The sequence below is a fragment of the Cereibacter sp. Soil_C_27 genome, from assembly GCF_057657095.1.
Window position 1 is genome coordinate 157,517 of sequence record NZ_JBDGJD010000002.1, and the last position, 19,039, is coordinate 176,555.

Genomic DNA, 19,039 nt, shown 5'->3' on the forward strand with positions numbered 1-19,039 from the left:
CTCTTCTTGATTGGCACGATGAATTCCGCCGTGGAGGGGGATCAGCAGGCTGCAGGCTACCACCGCCTTCCGGTTCCATGCGTCGTCTGCATGCCCGCGTCCCGTGGGTCCGGCTTGCGGAGGGTCGCGCTTCGGCATATACATAGCATGCTAACCAATTAACATGCTTCCCATGCCCAGCCACAGCGCCACCCTCGAAACCCTCCTGCGGGTCATCCGCGAATTGCGGCGCGGCTATGACCGCAGCGCCGCCGATGTCGGGCTGACCCTGTCCCGGGCGCGCGTGCTGACCACGCTGGCCGGGATGGAGGGCGCGACGCAGGCCGAGCTCGCCGCGGCGCTGGGGATCGAGCCGCCGACGCTGAAGCGGCAGGTCGAGGCGCTGGAGCGCGACGGTTTTCTCGAGCGGCGCGGCATCGACGGCGATGCGCGCAAGCGGGCGCTGTTCCTCACCGCCAAGGCGCAATCCGCCGGGATCACCAAATTCGTCCGCGCCCTGCGCTCGGAGCTCTTCGAGGGCGTCGCGGAGGAGGATCTGCCCCGGGTCCATGCCGCGCTCGAACGCATCGCCGCCAATGCGGCAAGGCTGAGCCGCCCATGACCGACACCACGTCAACCACCCCCGTCACGCCTCCGGCGCCGCCGCCGCCCTTGCCGCTCCGGCAGGGCTGGCCCTATTTCGTCGCCGCCGTGGTGATCGGCCTGTCGCAAGGGCTCGGACAGGGGTTCGTCTCGGCCAATATCCCGCAATTCGCCGGGGATCTGGGCGTCTCCGTTACCGATGCCAGCTGGCTGATGGCGGCTTACATGATCCCGCGCGCCTCGCTGCCGCTGATGCTGGTGAAGATCCGCACCCAGTTCGGGCTGCGCCGCTTTGCCGAGGTGGGGATCGTGATCTATGCGCTGGTGGCCTTCGCCAGCCTCTGGATCACGGATCTGCGCTCGGCGGTCGTCGTGCAGTTCCTCTCGGGCGTCGCCTCGGCGCCGCTCTCGACCCTCGGCTTTCTCTACATGCTGGAGCCCCTGAGCCCCGAGAACAAGATGCGCATCGGCATGCCGATGGTGATGGCGGTGCTGATGGGCGCGCCCAATCTGGCCCGGGTCATCAGCCCCGGGCTGATCGGCGATGGCGGGCTCTGGGGCGTGCATATGGCGACGCTGGGGTTGGCGCTCCTGTCGATCGCGCTGGTCTATCTGCTGCCGCTGCGCCCGGTGCCGCATCAGAAGGTGATCGTGCCGACGGACTTCGTCTCCTTCGCGCTGATGGCCTTCGGCTTCGGCGGGCTGACGGTGGCGGCGATCATGGGGCCGATCCACTGGTGGACCGATGCCGGTTGGATCGGCCTGCTGATGGCGGGCTCTGTCGCGGCGCTGGCCGCGGCGCTGGTGGTGGAGCTGGCGCGCGAGACGCCGCTCGTCGACTTCCGCTGGCTGGCGAGCCCGGCGATGCTGCATCTTGCGGTGACGCTGTTCCTGTTCCGGCTGATCCTGTCCGAGCAGAGCACCGGCGCGCCACGCATGTTCCAGGCGCTGGGGCTGGCGCCGTCGCAGATGACCGGGCTCTTCGCGGTGATCGTGCTCGCCGGGATCATGGGGGGGCTGGCCTGCGTCGCCTGGATCAAGCCCGACCGCGCGCCGCAGTTCCACTTCGTCGCCCTCGCCCTGATCGCCGCCGGCGCCTTCCTCGACTCGCAGTCGACCGTCGACACCCGCCCGGCGCAGATGTTCGTCAGTCAGGCGCTGATCGGCTTTGCCGCGATCCTGTTCCTGCCGCCCTCGCTGATCCTCGGGCTGATGGCGGCGCTGCAGAAGGGGCCGAACTACATCCTCTCCTTCATCATCGTCTTCCTGACGACGCAGAGCCTCGGAGGCGTCATCGGCTCGGCCATCTTCACCACGCTGGTCAACCATCGCCAGACCTTCCATCTGCAGACCCTGACCGAGCAGATGGCCGCCACCGATCCCGTCGTGGTGGCCAGCATCGCAAGCCGGGCGGCGGGGCTGGCGAGCCAGATCACCGATGCCGCGGTGCTCAGGTCGCAGGCCGTGGCGCAGATGATGCAGGAGGCCTCGGTGCAGGCCTATGTCATGGCCTACAACGACGCCTATTTCCTGATCTTCCTCACTGCCCTCGGCGCGATGGCGCTCTTGCTGCTGCATGTCTTCCGCGACCGTCTGGCGCGCTGGCTGGCGCCTGCAGCGTCCGCCGGGGCCGAACCCGAACCTCCTGTGCAAGAAGCCGCGAAATGAACCGTTCCCTCATCCTCCCCACCGTCATCACCGGCATCATCGGACTCGCCGGGGTGCTGCTGTTGCTCTTCGCCTGGCACCTGCCGCCCTTCGCGCCGGCCATGCCCACCACCGAGAACGCCTATCTGCGCGGCAATGTCACCACGGTGGCGCCGCAGCTCTCGGGCTATCTCAGCGCGGTGGAGGTGACCGATTTCCAGACGGTCGAGGCCGGCGACGTGGTCGCGCGGATCGACGACCGGATCTACCGGCAGAAGCTGGCGCAGGCGGCGGCGACGCTGGCCTCGGCGCGGGCGGCGCGGCTGGTGGCCGAGCAGGGGGTGCATTCGGCGGAGGCCAACGTGAAATCGGGTGAGGCGGCACTGGAGGCGGCGCGCTCTGCGCTGGCCACGGCGGCCTCCGAGAGCGAGCGCAGCAGGGAACTGCGTGCCCGCGGCGTGACCTCGGCCACCGCCAGCGAGCAGGTGGAACTGGCGCTGCAGAACGCGACGGCGGGTCTGGCGCAGGCTCAGGCGCAGCTCGAGGTGCAGCGCGAGCAGGTGAATTCGGCCCGGACCCAGATCGCCACGGCACAGGCGCAGATCGACACGGCAAGCGCCGCGGTGGAGCTGGCACAGATCGACCTCTCGAACACGGTGATCCATGCGCCGGGGCCGGGCAAGCTTGGCCAGATCGGCGCGCGGGTCGGGCAGTATGTGACCGCCGGCACGGCGCTGGTGTCGCATGTCGGGCAGGATCTCTGGGTGATCGCCAATTTCAAGGAGACCAACCTGCATGGGCTGGCGCTGGATCAGCCGGTCAGCTTCACCGTCGATGCGATGGGCGGGCGCCGCTTCACCGGCCGCGTCGCCGCTTTCTCGCCCGCCACCGCCTCGGAGTTCAGCCTGATCGCCGGGACCAATGCCACCGGCAACTTCACCAAGATCCCGCAGCGCGTGCCGGTGCGCATCTCGATAGACCCGGGGCAGGAGCGGGCCGACCGTCTTGCCCCGGGTCTGTCGGTGGTGGTCTCGGTCGATACCGGCGAAGACTAGCTGACGGCCTCCTCGTAGCGCCGCTGCGTCTCCAGCAGCGCCTCGTCCAGCGCGCGGCCCTCGGCATAGGCCGCAAGCGTTTCCGGCCGCGCAAGGCCTTCGGGCACATGCGGGCAGGGCTGGGCGGCGCCGATCAGGGTGCGCACCGGCAGCACTCCGGCCCAGACCGGATGGCCGATGTCTTCCGGATCGTCCGCCACCCCCTTCGCCCGCACCTTGGCCGAGGCTTCCTCGATCCGCATGCCGATGACCGTTGTCGCCTTGGCCTCCTGCGGGGTGATCGGCCGCAGGCTGGCGGAACGCTCGGGGTAGAAGCGGTCCACCACCGCCCGCAGCGCCTCGGCCTTCTCCGCCGGGTCCTCGATGATCCGCGCCGTGCCGAAGCACATCGCCGAACGGTAATTGGCCGAATGGTTGAAGCCCGAGCGCGCCAGCACCAGCCCGTCGAGATGCGAAACCGTCAGGCAGGCCGCCACCCCCTGCGTCAGATGCCGCAGCATCCGGCTGGCCGAAGAGCCGTGCCAGTAGAGCGTCTCACCCTCGCGCCAGTGCAGCGTCGGCGTGCAATAGGGCTGGCCGTCCAGCACATAGGACACATGGCAGAGCATTGCGGCATCGAGGATGGCATGCACCGAAGCGCGGTAGTAGCTGCCGCGCTCGTGCACGCGCTTCACCCGGTTGCGCGGGCTGACGGGATAGGCGGAGGAGGGGGAGGTCGCTGTCATGGCTTGCCTTTCGGGTCGGGATCGTCCAGCGATAGGCGATGGCATTGGTCCGAAACAGATCCAATCAGGCCGCAAGTCCGCAGACCAATCTGCCGGACTGGTCGGCGCTGATCCCGGTGCTGCCCGCCGAGGGCGCGCGGCGCGTGGCGCTTTACGCGGCGCTGCGGCGGCTGATCGAGACCGGCGCGCTGCCGCCGGGAAGCAAGCTGCCCCCCACCCGCGATCTGGCGGCGCGGCTCGGCCTCGCGCGCGGCGCGGCGGTGGCGGCCTTCGAGATGCTGGTTGCCGACGGTTTCGCTGTGGGGCGCACCGGGGCGGGGACCTATGTCGCGGCAGAGGTGCCGCGGCTCGGCGCGCCGCCCGCGCCCGTCACCGTGGCACCTAAGCCGAAGGCCGCCTCGGTCCTGCCCGGCACGCTGGGTGTTGCCACCGCCGACGACCGCACCATGCTGCAGTTCCGCAGCCTCCTGCACCGCCATCTCGCCCGGCCCGAGGCCGCGCATTTCTCCTATGGCGATCCGCAGGGCAACGCCGGGCTGCGCGCCGAGATCGCCGCCTACCTGCGCAGCGCGCGCGGGGTGCGCTGCGAGGCGGGGCAGATCCTGCTGACCTCGGGCACGCAGCAGGCGCTGGATCTGGTGATCCGCGCCACGCTCGCCCCCGGTGATCCGGTCTGGATCGAAGACCCCGGCTATCCCGGCGCCCGCGCGGTGATGGAAGGGGCCGGGCTCCAGCTCGTCGGCGTGCCCGTCGATGCCGAGGGGCTGGAGGTCGCCCTGGGCGAGCAGCGCGCCCCCGGGGCGCGCGCCGCCTATGTCACGCCCTCGCACCAATTCCCTTTGGGCGTCACCCTGTCGATGCGGCGCAGGCTGGCGCTGATCGACTGGGCGCGGCGGGCCGGGGCGTGGATATTGGAGGACGATTACGACAGCGAATTCCGCCATGCCGGACCGCCGCTTGCCGCGATGCAGGGCATGGATGCGGCGGGGCGGGTGATCTACATCGGCACCTTCTCCAAGGCGTTGTTTCCCGGGCTGCGCATCGGCTACTCGGTTCTGCCCGAGGCGCTGCTGGGGCCGGTGCTGCGCCTGCGCAGCCGCACCGACCGCTCGCCGCCGACGCTGGCCGAGGGGGCGCTGGCCGATTTCCTCCGCGCGGGTCATTTCGCCGCCCACCTGCGCCGCGCCCGGCGGCGGGTGAAGGGGGCGCGGGATGCGCTGGTTGCGGGGCTGCGCGCAGGGCCCTTGACCGTCGAGCCGCCGGATCAGGGGCTGCACCTGATCGCCGTGCCCGAGGGCATGGAAGACACGGCGCTGGTCCCGCGCGCGGCAGAGGCGGGGCTTGGCGTGCGGGCGCTGTCGTCGATGTGCCTCGGCCCGGCGCGGCAGGGGCTGGTGGTGGGCTTTTCGGGCTTCGCCCCCGACGTGCTGGAGAGCGCCGCCCGCCGCTTTGCCCGCTCCCTCTGAGCGGGGCTCAGATCGGCCAGATCGACAGGATCAGCGGCGTGCCGACCAGCACCACCAGGAGCGACAGCGGCGCCCCCAGCCTCGCGTAATCGCCGAAGCGGTAGCCGCCCGGCCCCATGACCAGCGTGTTGCACTGGTGCCCGATCGGCGTCAGGAAATCGCAGCCCGCCCCGACCGCCACCGCCATGAGGAAGGCATCCGGCGTGTAGCCGAGGCTGCCGGCGAAGGTCGCGGCGATCGGTGCCATCACCAGCACGGTGGCGGCATTGTTGAGGAAAGGCGTCACCGCCATCGCCACCACCATGATCAGCGCGAGCGCCCCCCAAGCCGGCAGACCCATGGCGAGGTTCGACAAGAGCCCGCCGATCAGGTCGGTGCCGCCCGTGGTCTGCAGCGCTTCGCTGACCGGGATCAGCGCCCCCAGCATGACGAGGATCGGCCATTCGATCGCCTCGTAAGCCGCCTCCGGGCTGATGCCGCCGGTGACGATCATCGCGAGCGCAGCGCCGAAGAAGGCGACGGCAACGGGCAGCAGACCGAAGGCGGTCAGCCCCATCGCCACGGCGAGGATCACCACCGGAAGGATGTCGCGCCGGACCGACCCCAGCCGCAACTCTCGCTCGGCCAGCGGCAGCAGGCCCAGCGTGCGGATGCTGTCGGGCAGCACGTCGAGCGGGCCCTGAAGAAGGATCACGTCGCCCGGCTCCAGCGCGGTCTCGGCCAGCCGCTCGGTCATGCGGTTGCCGGCGCGGGCGAGGGCGACGATGTTGACACCGTGCTGGTCGAAAAGCCTGAGCCGCATGGCGCTGTGGCCGATGATCGGCGAGCCGGTGCGCACCACCGCCTCGATCACCCCCATCTTGGTCTTTGCTCCTTCGCTGTTCTCCTGCCGCGCCAGCGTCAGCCCGCCTGCCGCGGCGGCGCGTTCCAGCTCGTCGGGCTGGCCGCGCATCTGCAGCACGTCGCCCACCCGGATGACGCTGTCGGGCATGGTCACCGGGCGGCGGCGGTCGTCGCGGATCAGCCCGGTCATGGCGATCTCGCTGTTGGACAGGCTGAGGAACTCGCCGATGGTCTTGCCGACGACGGCGGAGCCTTCGGTGACGGTGGCCTCGGTGCTGTAGTTGCTGATGTTCACCGCCTCGCCCAGCGTCGCCGTGGCACGCCGGTCGGCGGGCAGCAGCCGGTAGCTGAACAGAAGGAACACCAGCCCCACCAGCGATAGCCCGAGCCCGACCGGCGCATAGTCGAACATGCGGAAGGGCTGGCCGGTCAGATCCTCGCGCACCTGCGAGACGATGATGTTGGGCGAGGTGCCGACCATGGTGATCAGCCCGCCCAGGAGCGAGCCGAAGGCCATGGGCATCAGGTAGAGCGAAGGCGAGTTGTGGGATTTCTTCGCCATCTTGATCGCGGCGGGCATCATCATCGCCAGCGCGCCGATGTTCTTGATCAGCGCCGACAGCAGTGTGACCGAGCCGACCAGCACCAGCATCTGCCCCTGGAAGTTGTTCAGCCGCCGCACCAGCCAGCGCAGCACGGCCTCGATCATCGCCGAGCGCGATACGGCGGCGCTGACGATGAGGGCGCTGGCCACGATGATGACGATGTCATCGCTGAAGCCGGTGAAGGCCTCCTCCGGCGAGACGGTGCCCGCCATCAGCGAGGCGGCGAGGGCCAGCATGGCGACGACATCGTATCGCAGCCGCCCCCAGATGAAGAGAGCCATCATCCCGGCGATGATGGCGAAGGCGGCAATCTGTGGGGGTGTCATTCTGGTTCCGTCGCTGGCGCGGTGGCGCGATGGGTGGGTAACTCGGGGCAGCATCGCCAGTTCCAGCCCCGCCGACAAAGCTGCGCCGCTGTGGCCGGGAGGGCAGAGGCGGGTTCGGGCCGACGGGGGCGCGGGGGCGAAACCCCGATGGAGCCCCCGCGTTGGTTTACAGCCGCAATCTAACCATAAAGGCAATCCCATGTCCGATTACACGCTCTACTACTGGTCCGCGCCCTTCCGGGGCCAGTTTGTCCGTGCCACCCTGGCCTTCGCCGGCAAGAGCTGGGACGAGGCGGGCGATGCCGAGATCTCGCGGCTGATGCAGGGGCCGGTGGCGAAGATGCCGGTGCCCTTCATGGGGCCGCCCGTGCTGGTGGAGACGGGGACCGACGTGGCGATCTCGCAGATGCCGGCGATCCTTCTCTATCTGGGCGAGACGCTCGACCTTCTGCCCGCCACGGCGGCGGGGCGGGCGCTGGGCCTTAAGGTGGTCAATGACGCCAATGACGTGATCGACGAGATGACGCTCGACGGCGGGCGGCAGATGTGGACCCAAGAGCGCTGGGTCGAGTTCGAGCCGCGGCTGCGCAAGTGGATGTCACTCTGGGAGGACACCGGCCGCCGTCACGGGCTGACCGAGGGTGCGGGTTTCCTGCTGGGTGGCGAGGCGCCGGGGCTGGCGGATGTGGTCACGGCGACCCTGTGGAGCACGGTCGGGGAGCGGTTTCCGGAAGTGGGGCGCATCCTGAAGGACGCGGCGCCGATGACCGCGGCGCTGTCGGCGCGCGTCTCGGCCCTGCCGCCGCTCGCACGGCTGGCCGAGACGGCGCGGCGCGACTATGGCGACAGCTGGTGCGGCGGCGAGATCGAGGCCTCGCTGCGGCAGGTGTTGAAGGCCTGAAACGGCAAGCCGGGCGCTGCCATGAGCGCCCGGCCGGTCCGTCACTCGGGCGCGTTGGCCACGCGCAGAGGCTGGGTGGTGCCGTCCTTGGCCTCGCCGAAGTAGATCGTCTGGTGCGGGAACGGGATCTCGATGTTGCGCTCGTCGAAGATGCGCTTGAGGATTTCGTTGTAGGCCCGGCCCACGCCCCATTGCTTGCCCGGCGCCGTCTTGATCCGGGCGCGCAGGATGATGGCGCTGTCGCCGAAGGCATTCAGCCCCAGCCATTCCAGATCGGCCAGCAGGTAGGGCGCGTGATCCTTGTTGCGGCGCAGCTCGTCGAAGGCGTCGAACATCGCCGCCTTCACCTCGTTGATGTTCTCGCGGTAGGCCACGCCCATGTCGCAGAGGAAGAACGAGAAATCGCGCATGAAGTTCGACACCATGTCGACCGAGGAGAAGGGAATGATGTGGAACACCCCTTCGACGTCGCGCAGGCTGACCGAGCGCACGGTCAGCCGCTCCACCACGCCGGACATGCCGGCCACGGTCACCACGTCGCCCACGTTGATTGCGTTCTCGAACTGGATGAAGATGCCGGTGATGATGTCCTGCACCATCTTCTGCGCGCCGAAGCCGATGGCCAGACCCAGCACCCCGGCCGAGGCGAGGAGCGGGCCGATGTTGAGCCCGATCTCCGAGAGGCAGAACATCATCGTCACCACCACCAGCGCGATGGTGGCAGCGTTGCGCAGGAGCGTGAGCAGCGTCTGCTCGCGCGAGGTGGCGACATGGCCGAAGGCCGGGTTCAGCCGGTAGTCGATCCACGAGGTCAGGGCGATCCAGATGGCGAAGGCCACGGCGAGGATGGCCGAGACGGCAATGACGGTGCCGATCAGCTGGCGGCCGAACTGGCTCTGCAGCCAGGTGTTCACCTCGATCAGCCCGAGCGTGTGCAGCGTGAACAGGAGCACCACGACGACGATCAGGAGCCGCAGCACAAGAAGCACCTGCGGCACGAAGCGGTTCAGCCGCCCTTCGAGCAGGGGCAGCCGCTCGGAAGTCGCCGAGGGCAGGCGGACGCCGCGGGCGATCGCCCGGGCCAGCGCGCCCGACAGCATGAAGCCGACGATGAACACCCCGGCGATGCGCAGCGAGGCGAAGGTCGGCCCCATGGCATCGTTGCCCGAGCTGACGAGCGACAGGAGCAGCAGCACCGCGAGATAGGCGAGCGCGACCCAGTGCCAGGACTGCGCCAGCGCCACCAGCGCGGGCGAGCGGCGCGTCACATGCGGCTTCTCCTCCCAGAGCGGCGGGGCCTCGGCGGCGACCGCCTCGGCCTCGGCAGGGGGCGGCGCCTCGGCGGTGCCTGCGGCGATGTCGGCGGCAAGGTTCGGGTCGATCTCCTGCGCGCTGGAAGGCGCGGGGGCGGCGGCTTCGGGCATCACCGGCTGGCTCGGGGCGACGGGCTGCGTCTCGTGCAGCAGCCATTCGGCCACCGACTTGCGGTGGCGCACCGCGAGGAAGGCGAGGAACAGCACGCCGATCACCGAGATCAGCGCCGATACCCCGCGTCCGGCGGCGATCGAGGCGCTCTCGTCGACGATCGGCACGATGAGGAGCTGCCCATAGCCCAGGAGCGCGATGCTAAAGCTCATCGCGGCGGAGAGCCGGCGCGCGGCGGTATCGCCGAGAGCCACGATGCGCAGATCCTTGGTGGAGGGCGAGAGCACGAAGCGCATGGCGGTGCGTGCCAGTTCGACCACGAGGAAGGCGTTGAGATAGAGCGTCTGGCGGATGCCGATCTGGCCCGCATTGCCCAAGACCGCGATCGCCACGACATAGCCGATGGCCCAGGCGCCGATCACGATCAGGATGTCGATGGCCACGGCCCCGACATAGATCAGGATACGGCTCATCATCGTGGCCGAGCGTGCGCGCGTGCCCATGCGGCGATAGGTGGGGATGGCGAAGCGCCGCAGGATCAGGAAGATCGTGGCGGTGGAGAGGATCAGCAGCAGCAGTTCGGTGAAGGCGCCGCCGAGCATGCCCAGATCGAGGCCGGCCAGATCGTCGAAGAGGGCGGGCGCGGCCTTCAGCGCGGTCCAGAAGCTCTGCACGCTTTCGGCGGCGGCCTCGGCGGCGCTCTGGGTGAAGAGCGCGGCGCCGCGGCCGAAGGAGAGGATCTCGGCGGAGGGGGCGGCGGGTTCGGGCTCTGCCGTGGTGGTGGCGGTCGCCGCGCGTTCCAGTTCCTCGATCAGCGCGGCACGGGCGGTGTCGTCCCTCAGGAGTTCGAGGAGCGAGGCGGCGGGCGTGGCGGTCTCCGCCTCGGCCTCGGCGCTGCCGCCGCCGGGGAGCCCGGGGATCTGGGCCAGCACGGGCGGGGAGAGGCCTGCAAAGAGCAGCGAAAGGGCGAGAAGCAGCGAAGCGGCGAGGGATTTTGCGATTCTGGACATGGGTCTTTTAAAGAGTGCTCCGCGCGTCTCTGCCAAGCCCTTCGGGTCAAAGAAACGCCGGGATGGCAGGATCATGTGGGGGAAAGGGCCGGGCGATCCGCCCGGCCCTCCGTCGTGTCGCTTACTTCGCGGCGGCGCGCGCGGTCTCGAGCCAGCCGTCCACCTCGGTGCGGTGGTCGGCGATCCAGGCCTTGGCCTGCGTCTCGATGTCGGCGTCGCCGGCGTTCATCGCGGCGTTCTGCGCGAAGATGTCGGCCAGCGGCACTTCGACCTCGGTCAGCAGCGCCCGCACGGCGGGGTTGGCCTCGAGGAAGTCGCTGTTGGCGACCGGCACGATGTCATTGGCCGGGAAGCCCAGCTTGCAGGGATCGCTGACGCAGCCGGTGACGCCCTCGCGGGTCGCGGCATCGGCCAGCTCCATCATGTCGCCCGGCAGATCGACTTCCGGCACCTCGATCCAGACGACATCCTCGCCCGGCACCAGCTCGTTCACGGTCCAGTTCGGCGTCCAGGTGTAGAACAGGATCGGCTCGCCCGACCCGTAGGCCGCGACCGCATCGGCCATCGAGGCCGAGTAGCCCGCCTTGATCGGGTTGATGTGGTCGCGCAGCTCGTAGGCGTCGAGGTGATGCTCGATGTTGATCTCGCAGCCCCAGCCCGGCGGGCAGGCGACCATGTCGGCCTTGCCGTCGCCGTCGCGGTCGAAGGCTTCCTGCACCTCCTCGCGCTTGAAGTCATCGAGCGAGGTGATGTCGAACTTCTCGGCCGAGGCCTTGTCGACGAGGTAGCCTTCCAGCGCGCCGCCCTTGGCGACCGCACCGACGATCTCGGCGCCCGACTCGAAGGCGTCGCGGTAGGTGTTGTGCAGCGGGAACCAGCCATCGACCCAGAGCGAGACGTCACCATAGGCGACCGACTGGTAGAAGGCCGGGTTGTCGAGGGTCATGGTGTCGCCCAGCGAATAGCCGAGCTCCTGCATGAGCTGCTTGTAGATCTCGGTGTGGAACCAGCCGGTGTCCCAGGTGGGCTGGGCCATGACGGCGGTCACGCCCTCGCCGGGGTTGTCCTGGGCTAGGGCCGCGGTCGTGGCGGCGGTGGTGGTCAGCAGGGCGAGGACGCCGGCGGAGGTAAGCGATTTCGTGAGACGGAACATGCGTTGCGGTCTCCTTCCGATTGACTTTCAGTGAGGGAGGGCCGGCCGGATGCCGGCCCTGCGAAGGGCGGGTTCAGCCCGCCTTCTTGATTGCGGCGCCAGAGCCGGAGCCCTGGAACCGGAAGAGGTTGACGAGGCTCTGGCGCAGCGACAGCCGCCCGACCTTCGCCTTTTCCGCCAGCCCCTGCGTAATGCGGTCGAGCACGATGGCGAGGATCACGATCCCCACGCCGCCCGCCGTCGCCCCGCCCACGTCGAGCCGTCCGAGCCCGGTGTTCACCACCAGCCCCAGCCCGCCCGCGCCGATCAGCGCGGTGATGACGACCATCGACAGCGCGAGCATCAGCGTCTGGTTCAGACCGGCCATGATGGTGCGCAGCGCCAGTGGCAGCTGCACGTCCCAGAGCATCTGCCAGCCGGTCGAGCCGAAGGCATGCGCCGCCTCGATCAGATCGCCGCGCACGTTGCGGATGCCGAGGTTGGTCAGGCGCACGATCGGCGGCAGGGCAAAGATGATCGTCGCGATGATGCCCGGCGCCATGCCGACGCCGAAGAGCATCACGATCGGCACCAGATAGACGAAGGAGGGGATCGTCTGCATGATGTCGAGGATCGGCCGCGTCACCTTCCACATCCGGTCGCTGCGCGCCGAGAGGATCCCGAGCGGGATGCCGATGACGGCGCAGAAGATCACCGAGGTCAGGATCATCGCCAGCGTCGTCATGGTCTCGGGCCAGAGGCCGATCATGTCGATGAAGGCAAAGCCCAGCAGGGTGAAGACCGCCATGCCCCGGCCCACGACGCGCCAGGCCACCGCCGCGAAGGCCGCGGTGGTCAGGAGCATCGGGACAAAGAGGAAGAAGGCGTTGAGGTTGTTCAGCACCAGCGTGACCGGCACCTGCGCCGCGCGGAAGGCGGGGCGGAAATTCGGCACCAGCCAGCCGCGGACAAAGGCGTTCACCCAGTCATCGAAGGGCAGGGTGACAAGATCAGCGGGACTGAGCATCGGTCGCCTCCGTCTGGGTGGGGCCGGCTTCGGCGGAGAGTTGCGCCAGCACGTTGCGCGGTTGGACCACGCCGACCAGCCGGTCGCGCTTGTCGGTCACGGCGATGGGCAGGCCGGAGCCCGCGGCGGCATAGAGCGTGTGGAGCTGGGCATTGCCGTCCACCGAGGAGAACTCGGTGATCAGCGCCTGTCCCAGCCTGCCGGAAGGGCCCGGCATCCGGCCCATCTGCGCGGTGAGATCCTTGTAGGTCACGAGCCCCACCAGCCGGTCGCCATCGACGACATGCAGGGCGTGGCTGTCGGCATCCTCCATCAGGCGCAGCGCCTGATCGGCGGTGTCGCTGCGCAGCTGCACCGAGGCGGGCGGGCCGGAGATGTCATCGGCGGTGAAGACGCGGCCGCGGTCGATGTCGGCGACGAAGGCCGCGACATAGTCATCCGCCGGCGCCGTGACGATTTCCTGCGCGGTGCCGATCTGCACGAGCTGGCCGTCCTTCATGATGGCGATCCGGTCGCCCAGAAGCAGCGCCTCGTTCAGGTCGTGGGTGATGAAGACGATGGTCTTCTTCAGCGTCTGCTGCAGCGTCAGCAGCTCGTCCTGCATCTGGCGCCGGATCAGCGGGTCGAGCGCGCCGAAGGGCTCGTCCATCAGCAGGATCTCGGGGCCGGTGGCCAGACCGCGCGCCAGACCGACACGCTGCTGCATGCCGCCGGAGAGGTCGGAGGGCAGGCTGTCGGCCCAGGCGTCGAGCCCGACCTGCGACAGCGTCTCCATCGCGCGCTTGCGCCGCTCCGGGGCGGCCACGCCCTTGACCTTGAGCCCGTAGGCCACGTTGTCGGCGACGGTCCAATGCGGGAAGAGGGCGAAGTGCTGGAAGATCATCGCGATCTTCTCGCGCCGGATGCGCCGCAGCATTGTCGGGGCGCAGGCGGCGATATCCTCGCCGTCGATGCGGATCTCGCCCGAGGTCGGCGGGATCAGCCCGTTGAGCATCCGCACCAGCGTCGACTTGCCCGAGCCGGACAGGCCCATGACCACGAAGATCTCGCCTTGCGCGACGTCGAAGCTGGCATCCTGCACACCGACGGTCGCGCCGGTCTGTTCCAGAATGTCGGTCTTGCTTTCGCCCTGACGGACCAGCTGAAGCGCCGGGGCAGCGTTTTCACCAAAGATCTTGTATACGTTCCTGACGGATAGTTTCGCCTGCATGAGCCTCCTGAAGGCGCCGCCGGCCTCCCGAAAAAACAGGAGGCCGTGACGCGAGCCGAATGGGCAAAAGCAGACGACCCACGATCCTTTCGGATCGCGCGACTGCCCTTGGCCATGTGTCTATGATGCGGCGTGTATAGCGGGGATGGCCGAGAAGTTCAACCGTTACGCCGATTTGGCCCGCAAGGGCCTGTTTCAGCGGGGGATCACCGTCAGGGTGCCATCGGTCTCCAGCACCACCGAGGCGATGTTTTGCAGCTCGCTCTGGCCGCTCTGGCGCAGCGCCGCCTGCACCTCCTCGCGCGTGACCCGCTGCCGCTTCAGCGCCCCGTCGAGGTAGTGCCCGTCATGCACGAGAAGCGAGGGTTCGCTCTTCACGAGGCTCTGGAACCGCTCGGAGCGGACCGAGGCCCAGGTGATTGCATATTGCAGGTAGACGAGGAGCGCGAGCGCCAGCACCCCCTCGGCCAGAGGCACGGAGCGGTTGAGGAGCACGGTGGCGAGAGTGGAGCCGAGCGCCACCGTCACCACCAGATCGAAGGCGTTCATCTTGCTGAGCGTGCGCTTGCCGGAGGCGCGCAGCATGAGGATCAGCGCACCGTAGGCGGCAAGCCCCACGAAGACGACGCGGAAAAGGCCCTGCCAGGTGTCAAATATCATGGGTTCCATGCCGACCAACCGCCGGAAAGGGGAGCTGTTCCCGCCGCACGGGGAATAGCGGTTCCCGGCGCGCGAGGGCGGCGCGCCGGGAGGGAGCCTCAGGCCCCTGCGGCCAGCGCCGCCGGGGCGGCAGGTTTGCCGGGCAGGGCCGTCCCCGTCTCGCCCACCACCATCGAGAACCAGGCGATGGTCTCGGGCAGGCCCTTGGCCAGCGGCACGCGGGGCTGCCAGTCGAGCAGCTCGCGCGCCTTGGAGATGTCGGGGCGGCGGCGGCGGGGGTCGTCCTCGGGCAGGGGGCGGTATTCGACGCGCGAGCCGTTCGGGATCAGCCGCTGCACCATGCCTGCCAGTTCCTCGATGGTGAACTCGTCGGGATTGCCCAGATTGACCGGACCTTCCGGCGCGGTCTCGGCCTCCATCAGCGCCATGAGGCCTGCGACGAGATCGGAGACATAGCAGAAGGATCGCGTCTGCTGGCCGGTGCCGTAGACCGTCAGCGGCGCGCCCTTCAGCGCCTGCACGATGAGGTTCGACACGATCCGCCCGTCATCGGCCTGCATGTGCGGGCCGTAGGTGTTGAAGATCCGCGCCACCCGCACATCGCTGCCCGCGCGCCGGAAGTCGTAGCACAGCGCCTCGGCGGCGCGCTTGCCCTCGTCATAACAGGCACGCGAGCCGGTGCAGTTCACATGGCCACGGTAATCCTCGCGCTGCGGATGCTCTTCCGGATCGCCGTAGACCTCGGAGGTCGAGGCCTGCAGGAAGCGCGCGCCATTTTCAGCCGCCAAGGACAGCAGGTTCTTGGTGCCGACGACGTTGGTCAACATCGTGTGCACCGGATCGGACTGGTATTGCGGCGGGGAGGCGGGGCTTGCCAGGTTGTAGACCCGGTCGACATGTTCCGACAGATCCACCGGGTCGATCACCTCGTGCCGGATCAGCCGGAACTCCCGGAAATTGCAGAGCGCCTGCACGTTGGCCATGGAGCCGGTCAGGAAACTGTCCAGACAGATGACCCTGTGGCCCTGCCGGAGCAGCGCCTCGCACAGATGCGACCCGACAAACCCCGCGCCACCCGCCACCAGCACCGTTCGTTCCGCGGTCTTCTTCAACATCTCTGTCTTCCTCTAGATCGCTGTTTCTGCCGTAGAGTGATGCAGCGCGGCGGCAAGCTCGCGTGCCCTCATGCGGCCCGTATGGGCCTGCAAGATCCTGTCGCGCGCGGCTTCGCCCATGGCGCGGCGCGCGGTTTCGTCGGTCTGCTCCAGCGCCTGCAGCACGTCCTCGGTGCTGCGGGCGATGACGATGGCCTCGCCCTCTGGCAGCAGCTCGTCGAGCCCCTGCCAGTCGTCGCTGAGGATCGGCGTGGCGCAGGCCGCCGCCTCGAACAGCCGGACGCTGGGCGACCAGCCCATCCGCCGCATCGCCGCGCGGGTCACGTTCAGCGTGAAGCGCTGGCGGCTGTAGAAGGCGGGATGGTCGGCAGGGCCGAGATGGTCGATCCGCTCGACATTGGCGGGCCAGTCGATGTCATCGGGATAGCCCGGCCCCGCCACCACGAAGCGGCGGTGGGGCAGGCGGCGCGCGGGCTCGATCAGGAAGGCCTCGAGCGTCGGCTGGCGGTCGGGGGAATAGGTGCCGAGATAGCCCAGATCCCAGACCGGATCGGCCTCCACCCGGCGATACTGCGCCGGATCGACCGAACAGTAGAGCGGCAGCGCTCGCCGCGCCCCGCGCCGGGTCTCGAGATGGTCGAGAACCTTCCCGCCCGAGAAGGAGAAATAGATGTCGAAGAGCGGGATCTGCCGCGGGTTCAGGAACTCGGTCTTGCCCTCGTCGAGCAGTGCCATCGTCACCGGGGTGTCGATGTCGTAGAAGCAGAAGAGCTTCGGTTCCAGTGCCGCCACCCGGTCGATCAGCGCCTCGCCCTCGGGGACATAGGAGCCGACGATCACCGCATCGGCGGCGCGGATGCGCTCGCCCCAGCTGGCGATCAGCCCCGGCAGATCCTGGTAGAGCCGGAACTCGCAGAAGTCGGGGTCGGGCAGATCGCGGTTCTGCGCATACCAGGGCACGTCGCGCTCGAGGAACAGGACATTGTGGCCCTCGTCCCTCAGCCCCTTCAGCAGGGCGCGGAAGGTGGTGGCATGGCCGTTGCCCCAGGAGGAGGAGAGCGCAAGCCCCAGAACGACGATGTCGAGCGGCCGGGTCATGACGCGGCCTGCAGCTCGAAACGGCGGATCAGCAGCGCGTCGAGCCCTTCGGCGCGCTGGTCGTAGGTGTGTTCGGCCAGCACGCGGCGCAGCGCCGCGGCGCCGATGCGGCGGGCCTGTTCCGGCGAGACGCTGCGGACGAACTCGCCGACATCGGCACCGTCCCGGGCCACCAGCACTTCCTCGTCGGGCTTGAGGAACAGCTCGATCCCCTCCCAGGCGTCGGTGATCAGGCAGGCGCCGGCCCCCGCCGCCTCGAAAACGCGCGTCGCGGGCGAAAAGCCGTTCTCGGCCATGCTGTCGCGGGCGATGTTCAGCACCATCCGGGCGCTGACGTTCAGCGCGTTGTGGTCGGCGGTGGGGACATGGCCCAGACGGTGGGTGTTGCGCGGCAGGGCCACATCCTTCCAGCCCGATCCGCCCAGCAGAAAGCGTGCCTCGGGCACGGCATGGGCGGGATGGGTGAAGAAGGCCGCCACCCGCGCGTCGCGGTCGGGCAGGCGGTTGCCGAGGAAGGCCAGATCGCCGCGGAAGCGGTCCTGCGGTGCCACCGGGTGATGCGTCGCCGGGTCGAGCCCGTTGTAGACCGGCACGCAATCGGCGGCGCCGAGGCTGCGATAGGCGGCGACCACCGGCTCGCCGCCGCCATAGGTCAGCACCAGATCGAGTTCGGGCAGCATCCGGCGCAGCGGGTGGTCGGGGGCGGCGCGCAGCTCTGCCAGCGTCGCCGGAGCATCCACATCCCAGAAGATGCGCAGCGCGCCGGGCCGGGCGATCCGCATGACCTCGGTCAGCAGGAGATCGTCCTCATAGCCCACGCCGCTGCATTTCACCACGATATCGGCCTCGGCCGCCTCGGCCGCCACCTGACGCAGCGCCTCGACCGTGCCGGCATAGACCACGACGCGGCACCAGTCCGGCGGGTCGATGTCGCGGTTCTGCTGGCGGTCGTAGACGTCGGGTTCGTAGAAGGTGATACGGTAGCCGCGGTCGGCCAGCGCCTTGAGCATGCCGCGGTAATAGGTGGCGGCGCCGTTCCAGTAGGCCGAGAGCAGGCTCGAGCCGTAGAATGCGATCGTCTTCATCAGGCGGCCTCCTCCTTGCCCTGTCGGGCGCTGCCGGTGAGCCGGGCGACGATGCCCAGAAGCTCCTCAACCCGGTGGGTGCAGGTGTGGCGGGCGCGGATGGTCTCGAGCCCGTTGGCGATCAGCTCATCGCCCAGGGCCGAGTCGTGCAGCACCGCCTGCAGGTGCCGCTCCATCTCGGCGCCGTCACGGGCGATGAGGTAGTCGGTGCCGCTGCGGAACAGCCCCTCGCTGTCGCTCCACGGCGCCGAGACCAGCGGGATGCCGCAAGCCAGCGCCTCGAAGACGCGGATGGTGGGGATGCCGGGCAGGGCCTCGACATAGGGGCGGCGCGGCACGTGGACGGTGACGCGGTGCCGGGCGAAGGCCTCGGGCACGCGGGCATTGGCGATCCAGCCGTCATAGGCGATCCCCGCCGCCGCCAGCCGCTCCAGCGCCGCTTCAGGGTAGCGCACGCCGCGCACGGTGGCGTCGAGGCCCAGATGCTCGGCGGGGGCGATGAGGAAGCTTTCCAGCTCGGCGCTGCGCTCGCCGTCGCCCCAGTTGCCGATCCAGATCAGATCGCCGGTCTTCTCCACCCCGGGCATCGGACGGAACAGCGTCGCATCCGCTGCCTCGTGCCAGGTAAAGACCTGCCGCCCCCAGCCCGACGCGAGGTAGCGTTCGCGCAGCGTCTCCCCGAAAGCCAGCACCCCGTCATAGCCCGAAAGATCGAGCCCGCCGATTTCACCGTCGGCGCTGACGGCGCGGTGGTGGGTGTCGTGGAACAGGAGGAGAAACCGCCCGCCGTCGCGGCGCGCGCGACCGATCTCGGCGACCAGCGCGGGGTCGGTCCATTCATGCACCACCACCACATCGGCCCGGTCGAGCGCCGCGGCATGGTCGAAGCCGTCGTCATACTGCTCCGAGACCAGATCCGGGAAGCCGCGGAAGAAGTCCTCCTCGGCCTCGGGCCCCTGATCGGCGCGCAGGTTCTGGCGGCTCCAGGACGCGACGGGCTCCAGCGCCTTGGCCTCGTGGCCGCGCTGGATCAGGTCGCGCATCACGCCGCGCAGGAAATGGGCATTGCCGTGGTTCCAGTCGGAGACGAGCGAATGGCTGTAGAACAGGAAACGCATGCAAGGATC

The 19,039-nt window shown here is 69.1% G+C and carries 16 protein-coding genes; 5 read left to right on the plus strand and 11 right to left on the minus strand.

Annotation, left to right across the window (positions count from 1 at the left end; genetic code table 11):
* Positions 1–172 precede the first annotated feature (172 nt).
* From AC3A5Z_RS07675 to AC3A5Z_RS07685, 3 genes are read left to right on the plus strand one after another with little or no spacing between them, the layout of a single operon-like run.
* The gene (locus AC3A5Z_RS07675) at positions 173–601 is read left to right on the plus strand and encodes a MarR family winged helix-turn-helix transcriptional regulator (protein ID WP_487518781.1); all 429 of its coding nucleotides are present in this window, start codon (positions 173–175) and stop codon (positions 599–601) included.
* Entirely contained in the window at positions 598–2,250 is a 1,653-nt protein-coding gene (locus AC3A5Z_RS07680; RefSeq protein ID WP_487518782.1) for an efflux MFS transporter permease, read from the plus strand. The genes AC3A5Z_RS07675 and AC3A5Z_RS07680 overlap by 4 nt, the downstream gene beginning before the upstream one ends.
* On the plus strand, positions 2,247–3,284 hold the full coding sequence (locus tag AC3A5Z_RS07685; protein ID WP_487518783.1) for an HlyD family secretion protein: 1,038 nt from the start codon (positions 2,247–2,249) through the stop codon (positions 3,282–3,284). Before AC3A5Z_RS07680 ends, AC3A5Z_RS07685 begins: the two co-directional genes overlap by 4 nt.
* On the opposite strand, the gene AC3A5Z_RS07690 is transcribed toward AC3A5Z_RS07685, so the two are convergent.
* Positions 3,281–4,009, minus strand: coding sequence for a pyridoxamine 5'-phosphate oxidase family protein (locus tag AC3A5Z_RS07690; RefSeq protein WP_487518784.1), 729 nt, complete (start codon positions 4,007–4,009; stop codon positions 3,281–3,283). The genes AC3A5Z_RS07685 and AC3A5Z_RS07690 overlap by 4 nt on opposite strands.
* A 38-nt stretch (positions 4,010–4,047) precedes the next feature.
* Between AC3A5Z_RS07690 and pdxR the strand changes: the two genes are divergently transcribed.
* Positions 4,048–5,475, plus strand: coding sequence for a MocR-like pyridoxine biosynthesis transcription factor PdxR (gene pdxR / locus AC3A5Z_RS07695; protein WP_487518785.1), 1,428 nt, complete (start codon positions 4,048–4,050; stop codon positions 5,473–5,475).
* Positions 5,476–5,482: 7 nt separating this feature from the next.
* On the opposite strand, the gene AC3A5Z_RS07700 is transcribed toward pdxR, so the two are convergent.
* On the minus strand, positions 5,483–7,249 hold the full coding sequence (locus tag AC3A5Z_RS07700; RefSeq protein WP_487518786.1) for an SLC13 family permease: 1,767 nt from the start codon (positions 7,247–7,249) through the stop codon (positions 5,483–5,485).
* 199 nt (positions 7,250–7,448) lie between these two features.
* Between AC3A5Z_RS07700 and AC3A5Z_RS07705 the strand changes: the two genes are divergently transcribed.
* Positions 7,449–8,150 carry a glutathione S-transferase gene (locus tag AC3A5Z_RS07705; RefSeq protein WP_487518787.1) on the plus strand — a complete coding sequence of 234 codons (702 nt, stop codon included), beginning with the start codon at positions 7,449–7,451 and terminating at the stop codon, positions 8,148–8,150.
* A gap of 41 nt (positions 8,151–8,191) precedes the next feature.
* On the opposite strand, the gene AC3A5Z_RS07710 is transcribed toward AC3A5Z_RS07705, so the two are convergent.
* The 9 genes from AC3A5Z_RS07710 to AC3A5Z_RS07750 all read right to left on the minus strand — a co-directional run bounded on the left by AC3A5Z_RS07710 (position 8,192) and on the right by AC3A5Z_RS07750 (position 19,030).
* Entirely contained in the window at positions 8,192–10,585 is a 2,394-nt protein-coding gene (locus AC3A5Z_RS07710) for a mechanosensitive ion channel domain-containing protein (RefSeq protein ID WP_487518788.1), read from the minus strand.
* Positions 10,586–10,706: 121 nt separating this feature from the next.
* Positions 10,707–11,738 carry a glycine betaine/L-proline ABC transporter substrate-binding protein ProX gene (proX, locus tag AC3A5Z_RS07715; RefSeq protein ID WP_487518789.1) on the minus strand — a complete coding sequence of 344 codons (1,032 nt, stop codon included), beginning with the start codon at positions 11,736–11,738 and terminating at the stop codon, positions 10,707–10,709.
* Between the two features lie 73 nt (positions 11,739–11,811).
* A complete protein-coding gene (locus AC3A5Z_RS07720) occupies positions 11,812–12,744 on the minus strand; it encodes an ABC transporter permease (RefSeq protein ID WP_487518790.1) in 933 nt (310 codons plus the stop codon).
* Positions 12,728–13,954 (minus strand): quaternary amine ABC transporter ATP-binding protein, encoded by a 1,227-nt coding sequence (locus AC3A5Z_RS07725; protein WP_487518791.1) that lies wholly within the window; start codon positions 13,952–13,954, stop codon positions 12,728–12,730. The genes AC3A5Z_RS07720 and AC3A5Z_RS07725 overlap by 17 nt, the downstream gene beginning before the upstream one ends.
* A gap of 195 nt (positions 13,955–14,149) precedes the next feature.
* Positions 14,150–14,623 (minus strand): DUF421 domain-containing protein, encoded by a 474-nt coding sequence (locus tag AC3A5Z_RS07730; RefSeq protein ID WP_487518792.1) that lies wholly within the window; start codon positions 14,621–14,623, stop codon positions 14,150–14,152.
* A gap of 89 nt (positions 14,624–14,712) precedes the next feature.
* The gene (locus AC3A5Z_RS07735; protein WP_487518793.1) at positions 14,713–15,729 is read right to left on the minus strand and encodes a UDP-glucuronic acid decarboxylase family protein; all 1,017 of its coding nucleotides are present in this window, start codon (positions 15,727–15,729) and stop codon (positions 14,713–14,715) included.
* 12 nt (positions 15,730–15,741) lie between these two features.
* Complete coding sequence (locus AC3A5Z_RS07740; protein ID WP_487518794.1) at positions 15,742–16,827, minus strand: CgeB family protein; 1,086 nt, start codon at positions 16,825–16,827, stop codon at positions 15,742–15,744.
* The gene (locus tag AC3A5Z_RS07745) at positions 16,824–17,912 is read right to left on the minus strand and encodes a CgeB family protein (RefSeq protein WP_487518795.1); all 1,089 of its coding nucleotides are present in this window, start codon (positions 17,910–17,912) and stop codon (positions 16,824–16,826) included. The genes AC3A5Z_RS07740 and AC3A5Z_RS07745 overlap by 4 nt, the downstream gene beginning before the upstream one ends.
* Complete coding sequence (locus AC3A5Z_RS07750; RefSeq protein WP_487518796.1) at positions 17,912–19,030, minus strand: CgeB family protein; 1,119 nt, start codon at positions 19,028–19,030, stop codon at positions 17,912–17,914. The genes AC3A5Z_RS07745 and AC3A5Z_RS07750 overlap by 1 nt, the downstream gene beginning before the upstream one ends.
* Between the last annotated feature and the right edge of the window lie 9 nt (positions 19,031–19,039).

Excerpts from the sequence above, each read along its gene's own strand:
- AC3A5Z_RS07675 (WP_487518781.1), top strand. The coding sequence starts at position 173 with ATGCCCAGCCACAGCGCCACCCTCGAAACCCTCCTGCGGGTCATCCGC.
- AC3A5Z_RS07680 (WP_487518782.1), top strand. The coding sequence starts at position 598 with ATGACCGACACCACGTCAACCACCCCCGTCACGCCTCCGGCGCCGCCG.
- AC3A5Z_RS07685 (WP_487518783.1), top strand. The coding sequence starts at position 2,247 with ATGAACCGTTCCCTCATCCTCCCCACCGTCATCACCGGCATCATCGGA.
- AC3A5Z_RS07690 (WP_487518784.1), bottom strand. The coding sequence starts at position 4,009 with ATGACAGCGACCTCCCCCTCCTCCGCCTATCCCGTCAGCCCGCGCAAC.
- pdxR (WP_487518785.1), top strand. The coding sequence starts at position 4,048 with ATGGCATTGGTCCGAAACAGATCCAATCAGGCCGCAAGTCCGCAGACC.
- AC3A5Z_RS07700 (WP_487518786.1), bottom strand. The coding sequence starts at position 7,249 with ATGACACCCCCACAGATTGCCGCCTTCGCCATCATCGCCGGGATGATG.
- AC3A5Z_RS07705 (WP_487518787.1), top strand. The coding sequence starts at position 7,449 with ATGTCCGATTACACGCTCTACTACTGGTCCGCGCCCTTCCGGGGCCAG.
- AC3A5Z_RS07710 (WP_487518788.1), bottom strand. The coding sequence starts at position 10,585 with ATGTCCAGAATCGCAAAATCCCTCGCCGCTTCGCTGCTTCTCGCCCTT.
- proX (WP_487518789.1), bottom strand. The coding sequence starts at position 11,738 with ATGTTCCGTCTCACGAAATCGCTTACCTCCGCCGGCGTCCTCGCCCTG.
- AC3A5Z_RS07720 (WP_487518790.1), bottom strand. The coding sequence starts at position 12,744 with ATGCTCAGTCCCGCTGATCTTGTCACCCTGCCCTTCGATGACTGGGTG.
- AC3A5Z_RS07725 (WP_487518791.1), bottom strand. The coding sequence starts at position 13,954 with ATGCAGGCGAAACTATCCGTCAGGAACGTATACAAGATCTTTGGTGAA.
- AC3A5Z_RS07730 (WP_487518792.1), bottom strand. The coding sequence starts at position 14,623 with ATGGAACCCATGATATTTGACACCTGGCAGGGCCTTTTCCGCGTCGTC.
- AC3A5Z_RS07735 (WP_487518793.1), bottom strand. The coding sequence starts at position 15,729 with ATGTTGAAGAAGACCGCGGAACGAACGGTGCTGGTGGCGGGTGGCGCG.
- AC3A5Z_RS07740 (WP_487518794.1), bottom strand. The coding sequence starts at position 16,827 with ATGACCCGGCCGCTCGACATCGTCGTTCTGGGGCTTGCGCTCTCCTCC.
- AC3A5Z_RS07745 (WP_487518795.1), bottom strand. The coding sequence starts at position 17,912 with ATGAAGACGATCGCATTCTACGGCTCGAGCCTGCTCTCGGCCTACTGG.
- AC3A5Z_RS07750 (WP_487518796.1), bottom strand. The coding sequence starts at position 19,030 with ATGCGTTTCCTGTTCTACAGCCATTCGCTCGTCTCCGACTGGAACCAC.